Below are 20,671 nucleotides of genomic sequence, written 5' to 3' on the forward strand. Positions count from 1 at the left end.
AACTGACGAAATAACAGGTGATGCAAGGGAGATTGGCGATGGGGCAACTGCGGGATATGGGGTCAGGTGTGAAGGCTGTGGAAGCGGCTGGGGCTAACAACGCCGCAGCCGCGAGCCGCATTCCCGGTGCGGGTACCGTCAAGGCGGCGCGAATCGCAGGGGGCACAGGCGCTGCAGGCAAGCATGCAGCCCTGCTGCTGGTGGGCGGCCTGTGGCTGCTGGCCGGTCCGCTGCTGCCCGGCACGGACGTGGCTGCTCGTGTGCCAGGCATGTACTGGATATGGCTGCCGCTGTGGCTTGCTGGCATGGCCGCTTGGGGATACCTGTGGAACGGTCAGCGCAAGACGCAGTGGCTGACGGTGCAGGATGCCATGCGCAATGTGGCCCATGGGGATTTGCGGCTGGCGCAGCGAGCGTCGGCGACGAATTCAGGCTCCGAGCAGCTGATGACGGAAATGGTCAGATCGCTGTCGGGCATGGTGGCCGATGTACGCAGCAATGCCGCTCTGGTGGCACAGGCGGGGCGGCAGATGGTCAATGAACATGAGGCCCTGGAGTCCCGCACCCAGACCCAGGCCGGTAATCTGGCGCAGACTGTGGTCAGTGTGGAGCAACTGAGCAGTACCGTGCAAAACAATGTGGAGGTGGCACGCGCCGCCCATGCCCAGGCCAATGGCGTGAGCGCTGCCGCTGATGGGGGTGTGGCAGCCATGGCGCATGCCGTGCAATCGGTGGAGGCCATAGAGCAAAACGCAGGCCGCATGCGCGAGATCATTGGCGTGATCGATTCCATCGCATTTCAAACCAATATCCTGGCGCTGAATGCTGCCGTGGAGGCGGCGCGCGCCGGAGAACAAGGCCGCGGCTTTGCCGTGGTGGCCAGCGAAGTGCGTACGCTGGCTCAGCGCAGCGCCGAGGCGGCCAAGGAAATCCGCCAATTGATTGGGGAGACCGTGCAGCAGGTGACGCAAAGCACCAAGCTGTTGCGCCAGGCGGGCAGCGAGATTGAGGGCGTGACGCAAGGCATACACGAGGTGGTGGCGCATATGGGCCAGTTGTCCGAATCGGCCAGCAGTCAGAGCCAGGGCCTGGTCGAGATCAGCAATGCCGTGCGGGCCATAGACCAGATCACCCAGCACAATGCGCAAATGGTGGGCCATGCCCTTGATCAGGCCCAGGCGCTGCAGCAGCGCGCCCAGGTGTTGTCAGGGACGGTATCGCGCTTTCGCTTGCAGCAAGGTACGGCAGAAGAAGCGGTTGCCCTGGTGGACGCCGCCTTGCAACTGGCCCAAAGACTGCCCAGTACGAGGGCCTTGCTGACGGCCGTGAGTGACCCCCAGCAGGCTTACTACGACCGCGATATGTATGTGTTTGCGCTGTCTGCTCAGGGCGAATACCTGGCGTTTGGCGGCAATCCGTCCAAGGTGGGGGTACGGGTGCAGGACGTACCGGGCATCCGGGGCGAGCAGTTGATTGCCGACATCATTGCCCAGGCCGAATCCTGCCCGGGCTGGGTGGAGTACGACTACATCAACCCCAGCACCCAGCAGGTACAGACCAAGATGTCCTACGTCTGCAAGCACCGCGATCTGTATTGGGGTTGTGGCGTGTACAAAAGCCTGACAGCGGCCTGATCCGGCGTCTTGAAATCCTGATTTGATAGCTGATAGCCCTTGTGATTACTGGGCTATCGGCTTGTATCATGAAGATTTCTGCATTTCAGCTTGCGCTGGGAGGGCGCTGCGCACGGGCCTTGGCCAGGATGGCGGCAATCGTGGCTTTTTTGCTGGCGCTGGCATCGCTGTCCGGCGCTGCTGTCTCGGGTGTCGGGACATGGGCTGGCACCTTGGGCGCCGAAGCTTCTGCTGAAGGGGCAGTTGGCGCTGAGGTGGCGGATGCTTGCGCCTGCGCAGTCTGGCTGAGAGCCGTTGCCAGCTTGGCTGCCGGTTTGTCTGCTGCCAAGCGTTGCTGGCGGCGGGCATAGCGCGTGCGGGCGTGCTCGGCCTGGCTGGGGCTCCAGGCGTTCCAGCCCGTGGCCTGGCCGCTCACATTGATCAGCTCTATGCAGTCCACCGGGCACACGGGTATGCACAGCTCGCAGCCGGTGCAGTGCGTGGCAATCACGACGTGCATGCGTTTGTTGGCACCCAGAATGGCATCGGTGGGACAGGCCTTGATGCACAGCGTGCAGCCTATGCACCAGGCTTCGTCGATGACCGCCACGGTGCGTGGCGCTTCCAGGCCGTGCTCGGCGCTCAAAGGCAGGATGGGCCGACCGGTGATCGCCGCCAGGCGTGCCACGCCTTCGGCTCCGCCGGGCGGACATTGGTTGATGGGAGCTTCCTCGCGGGCAATGGCATCCGCGTATGCGGCGCAATCAGGGTAGCCGCAGCGCGTGCACTGGGTCTGGGGCAAGACTGCATCAATGTTCGCAGCCAGTGCTTGAAGCGAGGAGGCTGCGAACATGGATGGGTTCATTGTCTAGCCTCTATGCCCTGAAACGGCGCGAATTGCGTGCGTTTCTGGGCGCAGCGCCATTTTTACCTGTTTGGGCCTGGGTTTCGGGCTTGGCAAGCGAAATCTCCGAAGTATTTTCCGCTGCGGAAATTACAGCCTCCTCACCGGTGTCGACGGATGCATCCGCTTCATCGGGGCGCGGCACATCGTCGCTGACGCTGGGTGCATGGCCGGCGGCGCTGGCGCTGGTGGCGCTGGCAGGCTGATGGGCCAGAATGAACTCGCAGACCTGGGGATACACCACTTTGCGCCAGCGGCTGCCGCTGAAAATGCCGTAGTGGCCTGCGCCTTCCACCTCAATGTGTTTTTGTGCGTCGGCATCAATGCCGGTGCACAAATCATGGGCGGCACGGGTCTGGCCGGAGCCGGAGATGTCGTCCAACTGGCCTTCAATGGTCAGCAGAGCCGTGTGCTGGATGTCCTGAGGGCGCACGCGCTCAAGCTGACCTTGGGGCGAGCGAACATCCCAGGTGCCCTTGACCAGCTTGAACTCCTGGAACACCGTGGCAATGGTCTCCAGATAGTAGTCGGCATCCATGTCCAGCACGGCGTTGTACTCATCGTAGAACTTGCGATGATGCTCGGCGCTGGCGCCGTCACCCTTGATCAAGTCCTTGAAGTAGTCGTAGTGGCTGTTGGCGTGGCGATCGGGATTCATGGCCACAAAGCCCGAATACTGCAAAAAGCCCGGATACACGCGACGGCCGGCGCCCGGGTAGTTGTCGGGCACTTCGTAGATCACATTGTTTTCAAACCAGTCGTAGCTGCGGGTCTGGGCCAGATTGTTCACGGCCGTGGGCGAACGACGGGCATCGATGGGGCCGCCCATCATGGTCATGGACAGCGGCGTGGTTTCGCCACGGCTGGCCATCAGCGAGACGGCAGCCAGCACCGGCACCGTGGGCTGGCAGACGCTGACCACGTGGCACTGACCATAACGGCCTTGCAGATAGCGGATGAACTCCTGCACATAGTTCACATAGTCGTCGAGGTGGAATTCACCTTCGGACAAAGGCACGGTGCGGGCATTCTTCCAGTCGGTGATGTAGACCTTGTGATCGCTGAGCATGCTTTGCACGGTGTCGCGCAGCAAGGTCGCATAGTGGCCGGACAGGGGGGCCACAATCAGCACCACGGGCTGGCTGAGCATGGCGTCCAGTGTCTCCGGGTCATCGGAGAAGCGCTTGAAGCGACGCAGCTCGCAAAACGGCTTGTCCACTTCCACGCGCTCGCGAATGGTGACGTCCACGCCGTTCACATCCACGCTCAGCAGATTGAACTCGGGCTTCTCGTAATCTTTGCCCAGTCTGTACACCAGATTGAAACCAGCGGCCAGGCGTTGGGCCATTGGAATCTTGCTCAGTGGCGAATGAGGCGTGCTGTAGAGCTTGGAGGCAGCCTGGGCAAAGTCAGCAAAAGGCTCGACCATTGCGCGTTGCATTTCATAGAACTGATAGAGCATGGGGCAAGGGTTTCAGGGTTATGTTGCAGTGCAATATAACAGTTGTATTTGACTTGCGAAGTAGTGGAAGCCCTTTGGTATTTTCTATTGTCTTGCTTGGTATATGGGTTGTTTGCTATGGCTCAGAGCACGCCTCCAGTGGTACGGCCATGCAGCCGGCGGCAAGCACCCCAAAAACCGATTGTCAAAAATATTGACTGCCTGTGCACAAAGTCCAACAACGCATCAATAGGCCAACAGCTTGGCTGAAGGGTGTGAGGTGCTGGCGCTGATCAGGCCAGTGGCTTAAAAGCGCAGGCCTGCGGGATTGTCCGCCGTAGGTGTACCTGGCGGCGTGACGCTGGGCGCTGCTGCGGGGCGTGTGGTCTGGCCGTTTGCGGTCTCGGGTTTGCCCGCCTTGGGTTGGACGACCGGTGTTGTCAGCGGTCTGGGGGCTGGAGCTTTGTACTGCGCCGGCAACTGGGGCTGTGCCGGATAGCCGGCGGCGCTCAGGTACTGGTTCCAGCTGTCGGCGTTAAAGCCTTTCAGATGCTGGTTGCCGACGGTGGCAAACGGCAGGCCGTCCTGGCCGCTGAGCTTTTTGAGGGCATCAACATCGCTTGCGGTTTCTATGCTGCGCTCTGCAAACGGAATGCCGCGGTTTTGCAGATGGTTGCGGGCTTCGTCGCAGGGGCTGCAGTCTTTGGCTGCGTATAGCGTGACTGGGTAGCGTTTGGCGGTTTCACGCAGCTGATAAGGCAGTTGCGCATTGCTGTTGCTGCTGCTGGCGTTGCCTGAGTCAGCTTCTGCCGACTTGAGTTCGCTGCTTTTTTTTGCGCCATCCACAGGCGGGCGATCCGAGAAGCTCACGCGCCCATCGGGCCCTACGATGCGGTAAACCCCTTGGGCCTGCACAGATAGCGGAAGCGCGCTAGCCAAGGCCATGCAGGCCAGCACCATCAAGCCTGCGGTTTTCTCTGTAGTCTTTTGCCGCCACTGGCCTGCGAGTGGGCGGTGCTGGCTGCTGTCAGGGCTCTGTCGGTGCATTGTGGGCGCTATGGGTTGTGGAAATGGCTCGAGCATAACGCCGCGCCACGCGCTTGGCCCTTCGATGAAAGCCTGATGTGCCCGGGCTTGACTTGCCTGCATGAAAAAAGCGCCCTGGCGGGCGCTTTTGATAGTGACGGTGTGCGGCACGCTCAGGCGGCTTGTGCCATGCCCTGGTGGCGCAGCAAGGCGTCGAGCTGGGGCTCGCGGCCGCGGAAGGCCTTGAAGGACTCCATGGCCGGGCGGCTGCCGCCGACTTCCAGAATGGCCTGGCGGTATTTGCGGCCGGTTTCCGGATTGGGCGAGCCATCGGGCAAAGCGGTTTCTTCAAAGGCCGCGTAGGCATCGGCGCTCAGGACCTCGGCCCATTTGTAGCTGTAGTAGCCCGCCGCATAGCCGCCGGCAAAGATATGGCTGAAGGTGTGGGACATGCGGTTGTAAGCCGTGGTGGGCAGCACCGCCACTTCGGCGCGCACCTTGGCCAGCAGCGGCATGAAGTCGTCTGCGGGGTTGTGCTCTGTGTGCAGCAGCATGTCGAACAGGGCGAACTCGATCTGGCGCAGCGTCTGCATGCCAGACTGGAAGTTCTTGGCCGCAATCATCTTGTCGTACAGCGCGCGTGGCAGAGCCTCGCCGCTATCGACATGGGCCGTCATGTGCTTGAGCACATCCCATTCCCAGCAGAAGTTTTCCATGAACTGGCTGGGCAGCTCCACGGCGTCCCATTCCACGCCGGAGATGCCGGCCACATCACGCTCGCTGACCTGGGTGAGCATGTGGTGCAGGCCATGGCCGGTTTCGTGGAACAAGGTGATCACATCGTCATGCGTCAGCAGCGCGGGCTTGCCATCCACGCCGGCGGCAAAATTGCACACCAAATGGGCGACCGGGGTTTGCAACTGGTGGGTGTCGGGGCGAAGCCAGCGGGTGCGCACATCGTCCATCCAGGCGCCGCCGCGCTTGCCCTTGCGGGCCTGGGGGTCCAGATAGAACTGGCCTACCAGTTGCGGGCCTTGTGGCGTGTTGCGCTCAATGCGGTAGAACTCCACGCAGGGGTGCCACACGGGAGCTTCATCACGGCGGATGGAAACTTCAAACAGCGTCTCCACGATCTTGAACAGACCAGCCAGCACCTTGGGTGCCGGAAAGTATTGCTTGAGCTCCTGCTCGCTGAAGGAGTAGCGAGCTTCCTTGAGCTTTTCGCCGATGAAAGCCCAGTCCCAGGGCTGAGGATCGGCAATGCCCAGCTCGGCCTTGGCAAAGGCGCGCAGATCGGCCACGTCTTTTTCGGCATAGGGGCGGGCGCGCTGACCCAGATCGCGCAGAAAGTCGATCACTTCCTTGGGCGAGTCGGCCATCTTGGGCACGACGGAGACTTCACCGAAATTTTGGTAGCCCAGCAGCTGAGATTCTTCTAGGCGCAAGGCCAGGATTTCCTTCATCACGGCGGTGTTGTCAAAGCGCTTGGCATCGCCTTCGGCCTGATCGGAGGCGCGGGTCACATAGGCCTGGTAGAGCTTCTCGCGCAGGGCGCTGCTCCTGGCAAACTGCATCACGGGCAGATAGCTGGGCATCTTGAGCGTGAGCTTGTAGCCCTCTTTGCCATCGGCCTCGGCAGCCGCCTTGGCGGCGGCAATCACATCTCCGGGCACGCCTTCGAGCTCGTCGGCAGTGGCGTAGTAGGCAAAGGCATCGGTGGCGTCCAGCGCGTTTTCGCTGAACTTCTGTGTCAGCTCGGCCGAACGGGCCTGGATTTGCGCAAAGCGCTCCTTGGCCGCGCCCTGCAGCTCGGCACCCGAGAGCACAAAGCCGCGCATGGCGTGATCCCAGGCAGCGCGCTGCTCTTGGTTGAGGCTGGCGGGATCAATGGCCTTGTACTTGGCATACAGGCGCTCGTCGGCACCCAGGTTGGTCCAGAACTCTGTGACTTTTGGCAGAGCCTCGTTGTAGGCGGCGCGCAGCTCAGGGGTATCGGCCACGCTGTTGAGGTGATTGACAACACCCCAGGCGGTACCCAGTTTCTCGGTAGCCACATCGAGCACGGCCGAGATGGCTTCCCATCGGGCGGGAAAGTCGGGTGCGACGACGGTCTCCAAAGCCTCGCTGGCGCGGGTCAGCAAGATATCGATGGCAGGGCCCACATCGGCGGGCTGAATGCGATCAAACAAGGGCAGGGCAGAGGATTCGAGAAGTGGATTGCTCATGCTGTATTAGGTGCCGGCAAGGTCGTGAAAATCAAGCGCTGCTATGGCAATATTTGCTATGGCAGTCATAGCGTCAGCCGTTGGTCAGAAGCGCGCTAACGGCATTTAAGCCAGAGACAATGAGGAAGGGTCGCCCCGCACCGAATTGTCGTCCCCCTCCCGCGAAGCGAGAGAGGGAGGCGCGGCAGCGCCTCAGGGGGTTATCCCGCTGCGCGCTCGGCCGATTCCATGGTGTTGACCAGCAGCATGGTAATCGTCATGGGGCCGACACCACCGGGCACAGGGGTGATGTAGCCGGCTACTTCCTTGACGCCGTCAAACTGAACGTCGCCGCAGAGCTTACCTTCGGCATTGCGGTTCATGCCCACGTCGATCACCACGGCGCCGGGCTTGACCATGTCGGCCGTCAGCACATCGACCTTGCCCACGGCGGCTACGATCACGTCGGCCTGGCGCGTCATGGCTGCCAGATCGGCGGTGCCGCTGTGGGTGACGGTGACGGTGGCATTGGCTGCCAGCAGCATCATGGCCATGGGCTTGCCCACGATGTTGGAGCGGCCGATCACCACGGCGTGCTTGCCGCGCAAATCCTTCATGCCGATGGATTCCAGCATCTTCATGCAGCCATAGGGCGTGCAGGCCTTGAAGCCGACTTCACCCACCATCAGCGCGCCGGCACTGGCCACGTGGAAACCGTCCACATCCTTGGCGGGCGAGATGGTTTCGATGACCTTGTGGTCGTCGATGTGCTTGGGCAGGGGCAGCTGCACCAGGATGCCGTGGATGCTGGGGTCGTTGTTCAGCGCTTCCACGCGGGCCAGCAGTTCGGCCTCGGTCATGCTGGCGTCGTACTTTTCCAGCACGGAATGAAAGCCCACATCTTCGCAAGCCTTGACCTTGTTGCGCACATAGACCTGGGAGGCCTGGTTGTCGCCGACCAGGACCACGGCCAGACCGGGCGTGATGCCCCGGGTCTTGAGAGCGGCCGCGCGGGTGGCAACTTCCTTGCGCAGTTGTTCGGAGAGGGCTTTGCCGTCGATGATTTGAGCTGTCATGGCTGGATTTACCAATAAAAAATGCTGCTAGCCCTTGATTTACAAGCACTAGCAGCTATCAGAATGGGAGTGAGCAAAAGCGGTTGCTTTGCAGGTGCTCCGTCAATTATCTCGCGTAATTTTGCGATGGGGTTTGGGCCCGACCGCAAATCATCCGGTCTTAGTTGACTGCTGCGGCCTTGGCGGCGGCGCTGGTCTGGCCTTGACCCAGGGCAATCTTGAGCAGATCGGCCACGGTGTTGGCGTTGAGCTTTTCCATGATGTTGGCGCGATGGGCTTCCACGGTCTTGATGGAAATGCCCAGATCGTCGGCAATCTGCTTGTTCAGACGGCCGGCCACGATGCGTTCTAGCACCTGGGCTTCACGACCGGTGAGCTTGGCCAGCAGCGCGTCGCGGCTGGCCGCTTGCTGGTGACCGGCAAAGGCTTCGCGGGCGTGTTCAAGCATGCGCTCGACCAGACCGACCAGTTCTTCTTCGTCGAAAGGCTTCTGGATGAAATCCAGCGCGCCTTTTTTCATGGTGTTCACTGCCATGGGCACGTCGCCGTGACCGGTGATGAAAACGATGGGCAGGGGGGACTTGCGCTCGATCAGGCGATCTTGCAGCTCCAGACCCGTCATGCCGCCCATGCGGATGTCAACGATCAGGCAGGCCACTTCACGGGGGTCATAGCGGGACAGGAAGGTCTCGGCCGAGTCAAAGCAGCGTACCCGGTAGTCTTTGCCTTCTAGCAACCATTGCAACGAATCGCGAACCGCTTCATCGTCATCAACTACGTACACAGTGCCTTTTTTGGGAATCAAACTCATGCAATCGTCCTCTAGGTAGGTTCGCTTGTCTCGGTGGGTGTTGTTGTCTCCACTCCCGTTGCCAAAGGCAGCCAGAATGAAAACCGGCAACCAGTGACCTCTGAGCCATTGTAGAGGTTCTCGGCGCGCATTCGGCCATGATGCGACTCGACAATCGAGCGGCACAGATTCAGGCCAATCCCCATGCCTTCGCTCTTGGTGGAGAAGAAGGCTTCAAACAAATGCTCCAGCACTTCGGGTGGCATGCCCTTGCCCGTATCTTCCACACTGAATTCCACGCCGTTTTGGCCCTCGAATAACTGGGGTCGCACCCGCAGTTCCACGCGGCGCTGGCCTGTGGGTCGATCGGAATAGTCAATGGACTCGGCACTGTTTTTCATCAAATTGATGAGAACCTGCTCAATCAGGATAGTGTCTGCCATCACGCGGGGGAGACGCTCGGCCACATGGGCCGAGAGCTGCACATTGCGCCGGCGCAGCTCGATGCCGGCCAGCTCTATGGCTTCGTTGACCATGTCAGACACCTGGGCCAGCGTGCGATTGGGCTCGCTTTTCTTCACGAAGGAGCGGATGCGCTGAATGATCTGGCCGGCGCGCTGGGCCTGGTGGGCGGTTTTCTCCAGAGCGAACTTCATCTGCTCTGGGGTCAGCGTGCCTTTTTCCAGACGGGTGAGCATGCCCGAGCTGTAGTTGCTGATGGCGGTCAGCGGCTGATTGAGCTCATGGGCCACGCTGGAGGCCATCTCGCCCATGGTGATCAGGCGGCTGGCGGCTTGGGCTTTTTCGGCCTGTGCGGCGGCCTGATCTTCGGCCAGGCGGCGCTGGGTGATGTCAGTGGCAATCACCATCTGGGCCAGACGCCCGTCCACCCAGCTCAGGTAGCGCGAGCGCACTTCCAACCACTTGCCCAGATCGGGCAGGAAAATTTCGGCATTGTTGGCGCGTGCGGCGGTCAATGTGGCAGTGGGCAGGCCCATCAGGCCGTCTTCATCTTCCATCTCCGGCTGATGGCGTATCGGCAGTTTGCCCGCCTGGGCCACCAGTTGCAGATGGCCGTCGGTCTGCGAGCCGAACCATTGGCGGTAAAGCTTGTTGGCAAACAGCAGCTCGGCGCTGCCCAGAGGTGCTACAGAAACAGAAGCATCAAGCGCTTCCAGCACAATGGTGAAACGCTCATAAGAGGCAGAAAGCTGGGCGCGGATGCGATTGGGCTCGGTAATGTCCGTCATGGACGACATCCAGCCCGTGTGCTGGCCGTGGGCATCGATCAGCGGCGAGACATACAGGCGCGCATCGAACTGCGTGCCGTTCTTGCGCTGCACGCGCACCTGAAAGCCGCCCACGATGGTCTTGCCTGAGAGTTCTTCGCGCAGCTGTGAATGCAGATTGTCGTAGTCGTTGTCCGGCCAGTAGGGGTAGGGCGGCACCTGGCCCACCAGATCCTGCTCGCTCCAGCCCGTCATCTGGCAAAACGCGGCGTTCACATAGGTGATACGGCCTTGCAGATCGAGGGCACGCATGCCGGTGAGTACGGAGTTCTCCATGGCGCGGCGGAAATTGGTTTCGGCCACCAGGGCTTCCTGCGCCCGCTGGCGGCGGCGGGTGTGGCGCCAGGTGGCCAGCAGCATCCAGGCCGTCATGGCGCTCAGCGTGCCCACCAGCCAGAACAGGCCAGAACCCACCACGCCCAGCGAGGTACGGTAAGCCTGAGCGCGCAGCATCAGGCTGTTGCCCACGGGGGCGACGGCCAGCTTTTCCTCGTTGGCCACGCCGCGCCAGCGCAGCAGCTCGGTGGGCGTCTTGCGCGGCATCAGCGGCGTGCCGGCCAGCACCTGCCCCTGGCTGTCAAGCATGGTCACGGCGTAGCGCGCCATGATCTCGGTGGGCGTGCCGTAGCGCAGCAGACTGTCTACCGAGAACTCGCCCAGCAGCTCGCCCACATAGCGGTTGTTGCTCAAAATCGGTACATGCAGCTGCAGCAGCGGTGCCATCTCACCCTTGCTGGCGGGTTGCTGAACATAAATGGGCTGCAGCATCTCGCGGGCCTGCTGGATGGCCACACCGGTTTCGCCGCTTCCTAGGGTTTCTCCTAGCACATGCTGCTGATCCGTGCTGACCGTGGGCGCGGACTGGCTTTCCAGCACTTTTCGCTTGTCGTCCACCAGGGTGACGGACTGCAGCTCCGGGTATTGGCTGATCAGCGCTTCGGCGCGGGCCGAGAAATCGACCTTTTTCAGATCACGCGTGCCTATGTCGCGGGCCATGCGCATCAGCTGTTCCTGGCGCTCCAGCAGACGCAGGCGCACCCGCTGCTGGGCATATTCCACATCGCGGCGCAAGGCGTCTTGCTCTCTCTCTACCTCCTCCGTGCGCAGGTACCAGAAAGAGGCTGTGATGGCTGCCATGAACATCAGCACTGCGGCCAGCGGGGCCAGGGCGGCAAAGCGGTCCTGGCGAGTCGGGGAGAGGCTGCGCCACCAGCTGCGCCACCAGCGCACCGGTGCGGCGATGGTGTCGTCGCGGATCTGTGCCTGTTTTGCAGGCGCGTTAGGGCTTGATTGCATCCCCGAAGTGTAGGTGAGAGACCGTGCGATTTAGGCGACTATTTTTGTCGCCCAAATGTCGTTTGAAGCCCTTCTTCCTGTATGTGCATTTGCAGCATAATTTCATATTATAAAATCAGAATGCGCTATTTGAAATTTGAAAAAAATGTGCGAAACTCTGCCCGCATCGAAAAAGTGATAGCGATTTAGTGTGGAAGAGTTGGAGTGGTACAAAGTTTGCGCGCAGCGAACTTTCAAACCTCTCATTACGGCGCACCGCCACCGCATTCACGGATTCGGATCGAGAGCCTGCAGATGATGGCCACGCCTGGCGTGAACACTGTCGCTGGCTCTGAAAGCTACCCCCTCTCGAAGGAGACACTCAATGACAGCTCAGACTGACCCACAAGGCGCTGGCATGCCCGCTGGCCTGGACCAACAAGAATCGCGAGAGTGGATGGATGCCCTCTCGGCCGTGATCGACCGTGAAGGTGCCGACTACGCACACAAGCTGATCGAAGATCTGCTTGAGCATGCGCGCCAAAACAGCGTGGACATGCCTTTCTCCGCCAACACCGGCTATGTGAACACCATCGAGACCGACCACGAGGCCAAGTGCCCTGGCAACCTCGAAATTGAAGGCCGTCTGCGTGCCTACATGCGCTGGAACGCCATGGCCATGGTGGTCAAGGCCAACCGCGTTCACCCCCCCGAAGGTGGCGATCTGGGCGGCCACATCGGCTCCTTCGCTTCGCTGGCCAATATGTTTGCTGCCGGCTTCAACCACTTCTGGCACGCCGAGAACGAAAACCACGGTGGTGACTGCCTGTACATCCAGGGTCACGTATCGCCCGGCATCTACGCCCGCGCTTACCTGGAAGGCCGTATCTCCGAAGAGCAGCTGCTGAACTTCCGTCAGGAAGTGGACGGCAAGGGTCTGTCGAGCTACCCCCACCCCAAGCTGATGCCCGACTTCTGGCAGTTCCCCACGGTGTCGATGGGCCTGGGCCCGCTGATGGCCATCTACCAGGCACGTTTCCTGAAGTACCTGCACGCCCGTGGCATTGCCAACACCGAAAACCGCAAGGTCTGGGTGTTCTGCGGCGACGGTGAAATGGACGAAGTCGAATCCCTGGGCGCCATCGGCCTGGCCGCACGCGAAAACCTGGACAACCTGGTCTTCGTGATCAACTGCAATCTGCAGCGTCTGGACGGCCCGGTGCGCGGCAACGGCAAGATCATCCAGGAGCTGGAAGGCGAATTCCGCGGTGCTGGCTGGAACGTCATCAAGCTGCTGTGGGGCAAGGGTTGGGACGAGCTGCTGGCCAAGGACAAGGACGGCGTGCTCAAGAAGATCATGATGGAGTGCAACGACGGTGACTATCAGGCCATGAAGGCCAACGATGGTGCTTACGTTCGCAAGAACTTCTTCGGCCGCGATCCTCGCGCCCTGAAGATGGTCGAGCACATGAGCGACGACGAGATCTGGAATCTGCGCCGCGGCGGCCACGATTCGCAAAAGGTCTACGCTGCCTTTGCGGCTGCCAATACCCACAAGGGTCAACCCACCGTGCTGCTGGTCAAGACCGTCAAGGGCTTTGGCATGGGCAAGGTCGGCGAAGGCAAGAACAACGTTCACCAGACCAAGAAGCTGAGCGACGAGGACATCAAGGCCTTCCGCGACCGTTTCAACATTCCAATTCCCGACAGCCAGATCGCGGACATCCCCTTCTACAAGCCGGCCGACGACACGCCGGAAATGAAGTATCTGCACGAGCGCCGCAAGGCCCTGGGTGGTTACCTGCCTCACCGTCGCCAACAGGCCGACGAGCAGTTCACCGCGCCTACACTGGATACCTTCAAGGCCATTCTGGAGCCCACACCTGAAGGCCGTGAGATCTCCACGACCCAGGCCTATGTGCGTTTCCTGACGCAGCTGCTGCGCGACAAGAACATCGGTCCCCGCGTGGTGCCAATCCTGGTGGACGAAGCCCGTACCTTCGGTATGGAAGGCCTGTTCCGCCAGGTCGGTATCTACAACCCCCACGGTCAGCAATACACCCCGGTCGACAAGGACCAGGTGATGTACTACCGCGAGGACAAGGCCGGTCAGATCCTGCAGGAAGGCATCAACGAAGCCGGCGGCATGTCCAGCTGGATCGCTGCCGCCACCAGCTACAGCCATAGCAACCGGGTCATGATCCCGTTCTATGTGTACTACTCGATGTTCGGCTTCCAGCGCATTGGCGATCTGGCCTGGGCTGCTGGCGACTTGCAAGCACGCGGTTTCCTGCTGGGCGGCACTTCGGGCCGCACCACGCTCAACGGCGAAGGCCTGCAGCACGAAGACGGTCACAGCCACATCCTGGCCAACACCATTCCTAACTGCGTGACTTACGACCCCACCTTCGCTCACGAAGTGGCCGTGATCATGCAAGACGGTCTGCGCCGCATGGTGCAGAACCAGGAAAACATCTTCTACTACATCACGCTGCTGAACGAAAACTACCCCATGCCCGGCCTCGCCGAAGGCACGGAAGAGCAGATCCTCAAGGGCATGTACATGGTCAAGCCCGGCCAGAAGGTGCCCGAGAGCGGACTGCGCGTGCAACTGCTGGGCTCGGGCACCATCCTGCGCGAATCCTTCTTTGCACAAGAGCTGCTGGAAAAGGACTGGGGTGTTGCCGCCGACGTGTGGAGCTGCCCATCGTTCAACGAACTGACCCGCGAAGGCCAGGAAGCCGATCGCTTCAACATGCTGCATCCATTGGAAGCCGCCAAGGTTCCATTCGTGGCACAGCAACTGGCGGCTCACCCCGGTCCAGTCGTTGCTTCGACCGACTACATGAAGGCCTACGCCGAGCAGATCCGTCCTTACATGCCCAAGGGCCGCACCTACAAGGTGCTGGGTACCGACGGTTTCGGTCGTTCGGACTTCCGTGCCAAGCTGCGCGAGCACTTCGAAATCAACCGTCACTACATCGTCATCGCTGCACTGCGCGGCCTGGCCGATGAAGGCAAGATCAACGCCACCACCGTGGCCGAAGCGATCAACAAGTACGGTATCAACACCGACAAGATCAACCCGCTGCACGCCTAAAAACGGGAGACATTCAACATGGCATTGACAGAAATCAAAGTCCCCGATATCGGCGACTTCTCCGAAGTCGGCGTGATCGAAGTGCTGGTCAAGGTGGGTGACACCATCAAGGTCGAGCAGTCGCTGCTGACCGTGGAATCCGACAAGGCTTCCATGGAAATCCCTTCCAGCCACGCTGGCGTGGTCAAGGAGATCAAGGTCGCCCTGGGCGACAAGGTCAAGGAAGGCTCCGTGATCGTGGTGCTGGAAACCGCCGATGCGGCTCCCGCACCCGCCCCAGCCGCTGCCGCCCCCGTGGCTGCTGCTGCACCCGCACCCGTGGCCGCCGCTCCTGTAGCTGCTGCTCCGGTCGCTGCTGCGCCTGCTGCATCGTCCACTGTGGACCTGAAGATCCCCGATATCGGCGACTTCAAGGACGTGGCTGTGATTGAAATGCTGGTCAAGGTGGGCGACACCGTGACTGTTGAGCAATCGCTGTTCACCGTGGAGTCCGACAAGGCCTCGATGGAGATTCCTTCTCCATCGGCTGGCACCATCACCGCGCTGACCATCAAGGTGGGCGACACCGTCAACATCGGTGATGTTGTGGGCCAGATCACGGTGCAAGGCGCGGCTGCCGCTCCCGTCTCCGCTCCTGCCCAGGCAGCAGCTCCGGTTGCCGCCCCTGTGGCGGCTCCCGCTCAGGCTGCCGCTCCCGTGGCTGCACCTGTAGTGGCTGCTGCTGCAACCGCCCACAACCCCACGGTTGCGCCTTCGGGCCAACTGCCACACGCTTCGCCTTCGGTGCGCAAGTTCGCTCGCGAACTGGGCGTGCCTCTGGCCGAAGTCAAGGGTTCGGGCCAAAAGGGTCGCATCACGGCTGACGACGTGCAAGCCTTCACCAAGTCGGTGATGGCCGGTGCTGTGCAGACCCTGGCGCAACAGGCAGCGGCTCCCAAGGCTTCGTCCGGCGGCAACGTCGGCGGCCTGGAAGTGCTGGCCTGGCCCAAGATCGACTTCGCCAAGTTCGGTCCGGTGGAACGCAAGGATCTGTCGCGCATCAAGAAGATCTCGGGCGCCAACCTGCATCGCAACTGGGTGATGATCCCCCACGTCACTAACAATGACCTGGCCGACATCACTGATCTGGAAGCCTTCCGCGTCTCGACCAATGCCGAAAGCGCAAAGGCCAAGAGCGATGTCAAGGTCACCATGCTGGCCTTTGTCATCAAGGCACTGGTGGCTGCACTCAAGAAGTTCCCTGAGTTCAACGCTTCGCTGGATGGCGACACCCTGGTCTACAAGCAGTACTTCAACATCGGTTTTGCCGCTGACACGCCCAACGGTCTCGTTGTGCCCGTGCTCAAGGATGCCGACAAGAAGGGCATCATGCAGATCAGCCAGGAAATGGGCGAGCTGGCCAAGAAGGCCCGCGACGGCAAGCTGGGCGCTGCCGATATGCAAGGCGGTTGCATGTCCATCTCGTCGCTGGGCGGCATTGGTGGCACCCACTTCACTCCTATCGTGAACGCGCCTGAAGTGGCAATTCTGGGCCTGTCCAAGGGCCAGATGACCCCGGTGTGGGATGGCAAGCAATTTGTGCCCCGTCTGATGCTGCCTCTGAGCCTGTCGTACGACCACCGCGTCATCGACGGCGCGCTGGCTGCACGCTTCAACGCCTATTTGGGCGCTGTGCTGGCCGACTACCGCCGCATCCTGCTCTAAGCAGCAGCCGGGCAGGCCGGTTTCGAAAGAAATCGGCCTGTAGCGCATATCCATCAAGCGCAAGCAGCTCCTGTTTTTGAACTGCTTGCGCGCTTGCGTATCAGCCTTGTGATCGAGATAAAAGCCCGGGCAGCAGCCATTGATGCATGCGCGTGGCCTCGCTGGATGAGCGCTGGACCCAAGCCGCTTCACCCCGTCACTCTCTGCAAGCCCAAAGAGGCCGTTGCCGATGAGCGGGGCGCGAAGGAATAGGGCAATGCGCTGCTCAAGCCTGGACCGAAAAAATCGTTTGCAGCAGCCTGAATGCTTCAGGCCGCACAGAGACAAAAACCAAGATAGGAGCGCATATGAGCCTCATCGATATCAAGGTACCTAACATTGGCGACTTCGCCGAAGTTGGCGTGATCGAACTGCTGGTTCAGCCCGGTGACACCGTGGCTGTGGACCAGTCGCTGCTGACCGTGGAGAGCGACAAGGCCTCCATGGAGATCCCCTCCAGCCACGCTGGCGTGGTCAAGGCCATCCTGGTCAAGGTTGGTGACAAGGTTGCCGAAGGCTCCGTCATCATCTCGCTGGAAGCCTCTGCCGGTGCTGCCGCTCCTGCAGCTGCTGCCCCTGCACCCGCAGCGCAAGCTCCCGCTCCCGTGGCAGCCCCCGTTGCCGTCCCTGTAGCAGCGGCTCCTGCTCCCGTGGCCAGCAATTTCAGCGGCACGGTCGATTTCGACTGTGACGTGGTGGTCATCGGCGGCGGCCCTGGCGGCTATTCGGCAGCTTTCCGCGCAGCCGATCTGGGCCTGAAGGTCGTGCTGGTCGAGCGTTACAAGACGCTGGGCGGCGTGTGCCTGAACGTGGGTTGCATTCCTTCCAAGGCGCTGCTGCACGTGGCAGCCGTCATGGACGAAGTCAAGCACCTGGAAGTGGCCGGCGTGAAGTTTGCCGCTCCCGAAGTGAACATCGACCAGCTGCGCGGCCACAAGGAAAAGGTCATCGGCAAGCTGACCGGCGGTCTGGGCCAGATGGCCAAGATGCGCAAGGTCACCATCGTGCGCGGTTACGGCAACTTCGTCAGCGCCAACCACATCGAAGTGGATGAAACCACGGGCGACGGCCAGGAAAAGACCGGCAGCAAGAAGATCATTCAGTTCAAGAACGCTATCATCGCCGCCGGCTCGCAAGCCGTGCATCTGCCCTTCATGCCCAAGGACCCTCGCGTGGTCGATTCCACCGGCGCCCTGGACCTGAAGGAAGTGCCCAAGCGCATGCTGATTCTGGGTGGCGGCATCATCGGCCTGGAAATGGGCACCGTCTACTCCACACTGGGCGCACGCCTGGACGTGGTGGAAATGATGGACGGCCTGATGCAAGGCGCTGACCGCGATCTGGTCAAGATCTGGCAAAAGATGAACGCGCCGCGTTTCGACAACATCATGGTCAACACCAAGACCGTCGGTGCCGAAGCCACGCCCGAAGGCATCAAGGTCTCGTTCGCTCCAGCGAAGGACGGCATCACCGTGCCCGAACCCCAGACCTACGACCTGGTTCTGCAAGCCGTGGGCCGCACGCCCAATGGCAAGAAGATCAGCGCCGACAAGGCTGGCGTGGCTGTGACTGACCGCGGCTTTATCGACGTTGACATCCAGATGCGCACCAACGTGCCCAACATCTTCGCGATTGGCGACATCGTGGGTCAGCCCATGCTGGCACACAAGGCCGTGCACGAAGCCCATGTGGCCGCTGAAGTCATCGCCGGTGAATTGCAAGGCAACAAGGAACTGGCAGCCGCCGCTTTCAACGCCCGCGTGATTCCTTCGGTGGCCTACACCGACCCCGAAGTGGCATGGGTGGGTCTGACCGAAGACCAGGCCAAGGCACAAGGCATCAAGGTCAAGAAGGGCCTGTTCCCCTGGGCCGCCTCCGGGCGCGCAATCGCCAACGGCCGCGACGAAGGCGTGACCAAGCTGCTGTTTGACGACTCCCCCGAAGCCCACGGCCACGGCCGTATCCTGGGCGGCGGCATGGTCGGCACACACGCTGGCGACATGATCGGCGAAGTGGCTTTGGCCATCGAAATGGGCGCAGACACCGTGGACATCGGCAAGACCATCCACCCCCACCCAACCCTGGGTGAATCCATCGGCATGGCGGCGGAAGTGGCGCATGGTTCTTGCACGGACGTGCCACCAGTGCGCAAGTAAGCGCAACGATTAAGCTTGAACGTTTGTTCAGGCTTGCTTCAAACAAAGGCAGCCCTAGGGCTGCCTTTTTTATTTTGATAGCTTCTTGCGCTTGCTGCTTATAGGTTTGAAAGCATTTTGATGCATAAGAGCGTCTGGAAGTGGCTGGCTTTATGCGCCATACCCTCGATTCATAGTGGCGCGATTATTTGAAATTGCGCCACTATTGCGCCGTCGTCCAGCAACCCGAGTGCGATGCCATTGCGCTGGTGGAGCAAGCGCAAGAAGCTATCAAAATAATATCGAAGCTATCCCGCTCCCTTGCCCTTTTGCCCGCGCCTGCGACGGCGGCCTCTTGTTGCGGGCGGCTGCACCGCAGAGTGCAGACGCATCGTCATCATTGCTGCGGCAACCTGCTTGAACGGAGTGCCGCAGGCACGCAGTGAGTTTTGCCGCATAGCAACAAGAGGGTGTCGGCGCAGGTTTGCCCCGTAGCGCAGCGAAGGGGGCGCGGGCAGCAGGGTCAGGCTCTTTGGCTACTTTCTGGCCCCAGAAAGTAGCTTGCCCGCCGGGGCGAAACCCGGCTCCTGTCTATGAATCAGGCATAAGCCCAAATCAGTTCCAACGGCAAGCAAATTAAGCGTAAGCAGCTGTCAAAGTTCCTCTTGCTGTATCGCCAGTGACAGAGATCTCTGGCAGGGTATGACGTATCCGTTGATGCCTATGGGATGTGGCATTGAACTTGGCAAAAATCTTGGTAGATTGAATGATTTATCAATTAAAAACATATAGATGCTGATTGTGTAAACTTGGCAAAATGACTGCGCTATACACATCGACCCATCAGTTCGAGCCCTTGATGCCATCGGACGCTCGCATCGAGCCCTTGCTCTCCAAGGCGGGTGATCTGGCGCGTGCCGCCACAGCTCTGGCGGGCAAACGCGTGCCTCCAGAGCTGCGCACCTTGCTGCGCAGCATGAACTCCTACTACACCAACCGCATCGAAGGCCAGCACACCCGCCCGCACGAGATTGAAATGGCGCTGGCGCAAGATTTTTCCAGCAACAAGGAGCTGGCCGCCAAGCAGCGCCTGGCTGTCGCCCATATCGAAGCCGAAGCCGCGCTGGAGCAGCGCTACCAAGGCGATAAAGGCGCCCGCGCCCTTTATAGCCTGGCAGGCGTGCAAGACATGCACCGCGAACTCTTTGGTCGCCTGCCTGCGCAAGACTGGGAAGTGGCCGAAGGCCAGACCGTCAACCCCGGTGCCCTGCGTGAGCGCGAAGTTAGCGTCGGCCTGCATATCGCTCCCGCCGCAGCCAGCGTGTCCATGTTCATCGAGCGCTGGGCCAGTCGCTACGGCAATGTGCGCCGGGGCGAAGCCGCGCTGGTTGCCATGGCCTGTGCCCACCAGCGTCTGGGCTGGATTCACCCTTTCACGGATGGCAATGGCCGCGTCATGCGCCTGCATTCGCACACCGTGCTCAGCAGTCTGGGCTACACCGGCGGCCTATGGTCACCCTTGCGCGGCTTTGCGCGGGGGCAGGATCGCTATTACGCCTTGCTGGCCGACGCCGACAGCGCCCGCCGTGGCGATCTGGATGGGCGCGGCAACCTGAGTGAACAGGCGTTGATCGCCTGGGCCGACTATGTGCTTGACCTTTGCATGGACCAAGTGCAGTTCATGGCCCGAATGCTGGACTTTGACCTGATCAAAGACCGTCTCGAAGCCGCACTGGTGTTTGAATCCGCTGTGCTCAAATCCGGCGTGCGCAAGGAAGCGCTGCGTCCTTTGCACTACCTGTTCCTGAGCGGCGAAGAAATGCCGCGCGGTGAATTCAAAACCATGCTGGGCCTGGGCGATCGCCTGGCCACCGATGCGCTGGGCGCCTTGGTCAAGCGCGGCCTGCTCAAAAGCGACAGCCCACAAGGCAAGGTGCGCTTTGGCCTGCCGCAGCATGCGCTGCGTTTTTTGTTTCCGAGGTTGTGGCCTGAGGCGGAGGCGGACTCGGCGATGTGAGGCGTGGAATGAGGTGTGTGGCTTTTTGCAAACTCCGTTGATGAATGCTGTGAGTTGC

At 61.0% G+C, this 20,671-nt stretch carries 12 protein-coding genes; 5 read left to right on the top strand and 7 right to left on the bottom strand.

Annotated elements, in window-relative coordinates:
• Positions 1–38 precede the first annotated feature (38 nt).
• Entirely contained in the window at positions 39–1,634 is a 1,596-nt protein-coding gene (locus ACNAZA_RS04840; protein ID WP_415795311.1) for a methyl-accepting chemotaxis protein, read from the top strand.
• An 85-nt stretch (positions 1,635–1,719) separates the two neighbouring features.
• Here ACNAZA_RS04840 and rsxB read toward each other — a convergent pair whose 3' ends face one another.
• The 7 genes from rsxB to ACNAZA_RS04875 all read right to left on the bottom strand — a co-directional run bounded on the left by rsxB (position 1,720) and on the right by ACNAZA_RS04875 (position 11,639).
• Positions 1,720–2,466, bottom strand: coding sequence for an electron transport complex subunit RsxB (rsxB, locus tag ACNAZA_RS04845; RefSeq protein ID WP_415795312.1), 747 nt, complete (start codon positions 2,464–2,466; stop codon positions 1,720–1,722).
• 22 nt (positions 2,467–2,488) lie between these two features.
• Positions 2,489–3,979 carry a polyhydroxyalkanoate depolymerase gene (locus tag ACNAZA_RS04850; protein WP_415795313.1) on the bottom strand — a complete coding sequence of 497 codons (1,491 nt, stop codon included), beginning with the start codon at positions 3,977–3,979 and terminating at the stop codon, positions 2,489–2,491.
• A 285-nt stretch (positions 3,980–4,264) separates the two neighbouring features.
• Entirely contained in the window at positions 4,265–4,918 is a 654-nt protein-coding gene (locus ACNAZA_RS04855) for a glutaredoxin domain-containing protein (RefSeq protein WP_415795360.1), read from the bottom strand.
• A 239-nt stretch (positions 4,919–5,157) separates the two neighbouring features.
• On the bottom strand, positions 5,158–7,209 hold the full coding sequence (locus ACNAZA_RS04860; RefSeq protein WP_415795314.1) for a M3 family metallopeptidase: 2,052 nt from the start codon (positions 7,207–7,209) through the stop codon (positions 5,158–5,160).
• Positions 7,210–7,409: 200 nt separating this feature from the next.
• Positions 7,410–8,264: a bifunctional methylenetetrahydrofolate dehydrogenase/methenyltetrahydrofolate cyclohydrolase FolD gene (gene folD, locus ACNAZA_RS04865; protein ID WP_415795315.1), complete on the bottom strand. Its 855-nt coding sequence runs from the start codon at positions 8,262–8,264 to the stop codon at positions 7,410–7,412.
• Between the two features lie 160 nt (positions 8,265–8,424).
• Positions 8,425–9,075: a response regulator transcription factor gene (locus ACNAZA_RS04870; RefSeq protein ID WP_120967984.1), complete on the bottom strand. Its 651-nt coding sequence runs from the start codon at positions 9,073–9,075 to the stop codon at positions 8,425–8,427.
• Positions 9,076–9,086: 11 nt separating this feature from the next.
• Positions 9,087–11,639 carry a PAS domain-containing sensor histidine kinase gene (locus ACNAZA_RS04875; protein WP_415795316.1) on the bottom strand — a complete coding sequence of 851 codons (2,553 nt, stop codon included), beginning with the start codon at positions 11,637–11,639 and terminating at the stop codon, positions 9,087–9,089.
• 364 nt (positions 11,640–12,003) lie between these two features.
• Between ACNAZA_RS04875 and aceE the strand changes: the two genes are divergently transcribed.
• The 4 genes from aceE (at position 12,004) to ACNAZA_RS04895 (ending at position 20,613) form a co-directional block, all read left to right on the top strand.
• Positions 12,004–14,718 carry a pyruvate dehydrogenase (acetyl-transferring), homodimeric type gene (gene aceE, locus ACNAZA_RS04880; protein WP_415795317.1) on the top strand — a complete coding sequence of 905 codons (2,715 nt, stop codon included), beginning with the start codon at positions 12,004–12,006 and terminating at the stop codon, positions 14,716–14,718.
• A gap of 18 nt (positions 14,719–14,736) precedes the next feature.
• The gene (gene aceF / locus ACNAZA_RS04885; protein ID WP_415795318.1) at positions 14,737–16,422 is read left to right on the top strand and encodes a dihydrolipoyllysine-residue acetyltransferase; all 1,686 of its coding nucleotides are present in this window, start codon (positions 14,737–14,739) and stop codon (positions 16,420–16,422) included.
• 347 nt (positions 16,423–16,769) lie between these two features.
• The gene (gene lpdA, locus ACNAZA_RS04890) at positions 16,770–18,617 is read left to right on the top strand and encodes a dihydrolipoyl dehydrogenase (RefSeq protein WP_415795319.1); all 1,848 of its coding nucleotides are present in this window, start codon (positions 16,770–16,772) and stop codon (positions 18,615–18,617) included.
• Positions 18,618–19,413: 796 nt separating this feature from the next.
• Positions 19,414–20,613 (top strand): Fic family protein, encoded by a 1,200-nt coding sequence (locus tag ACNAZA_RS04895; protein ID WP_415795320.1) that lies wholly within the window; start codon positions 19,414–19,416, stop codon positions 20,611–20,613.
• Positions 20,614–20,671: the final 58 nt, after the last annotated feature.

The organism is Comamonas aquatilis, from assembly GCF_965139575.1.
In the GTDB taxonomy this organism is placed as follows: domain Bacteria; phylum Pseudomonadota; class Gammaproteobacteria; order Burkholderiales; family Burkholderiaceae_C; genus Comamonas; species Comamonas aquatilis.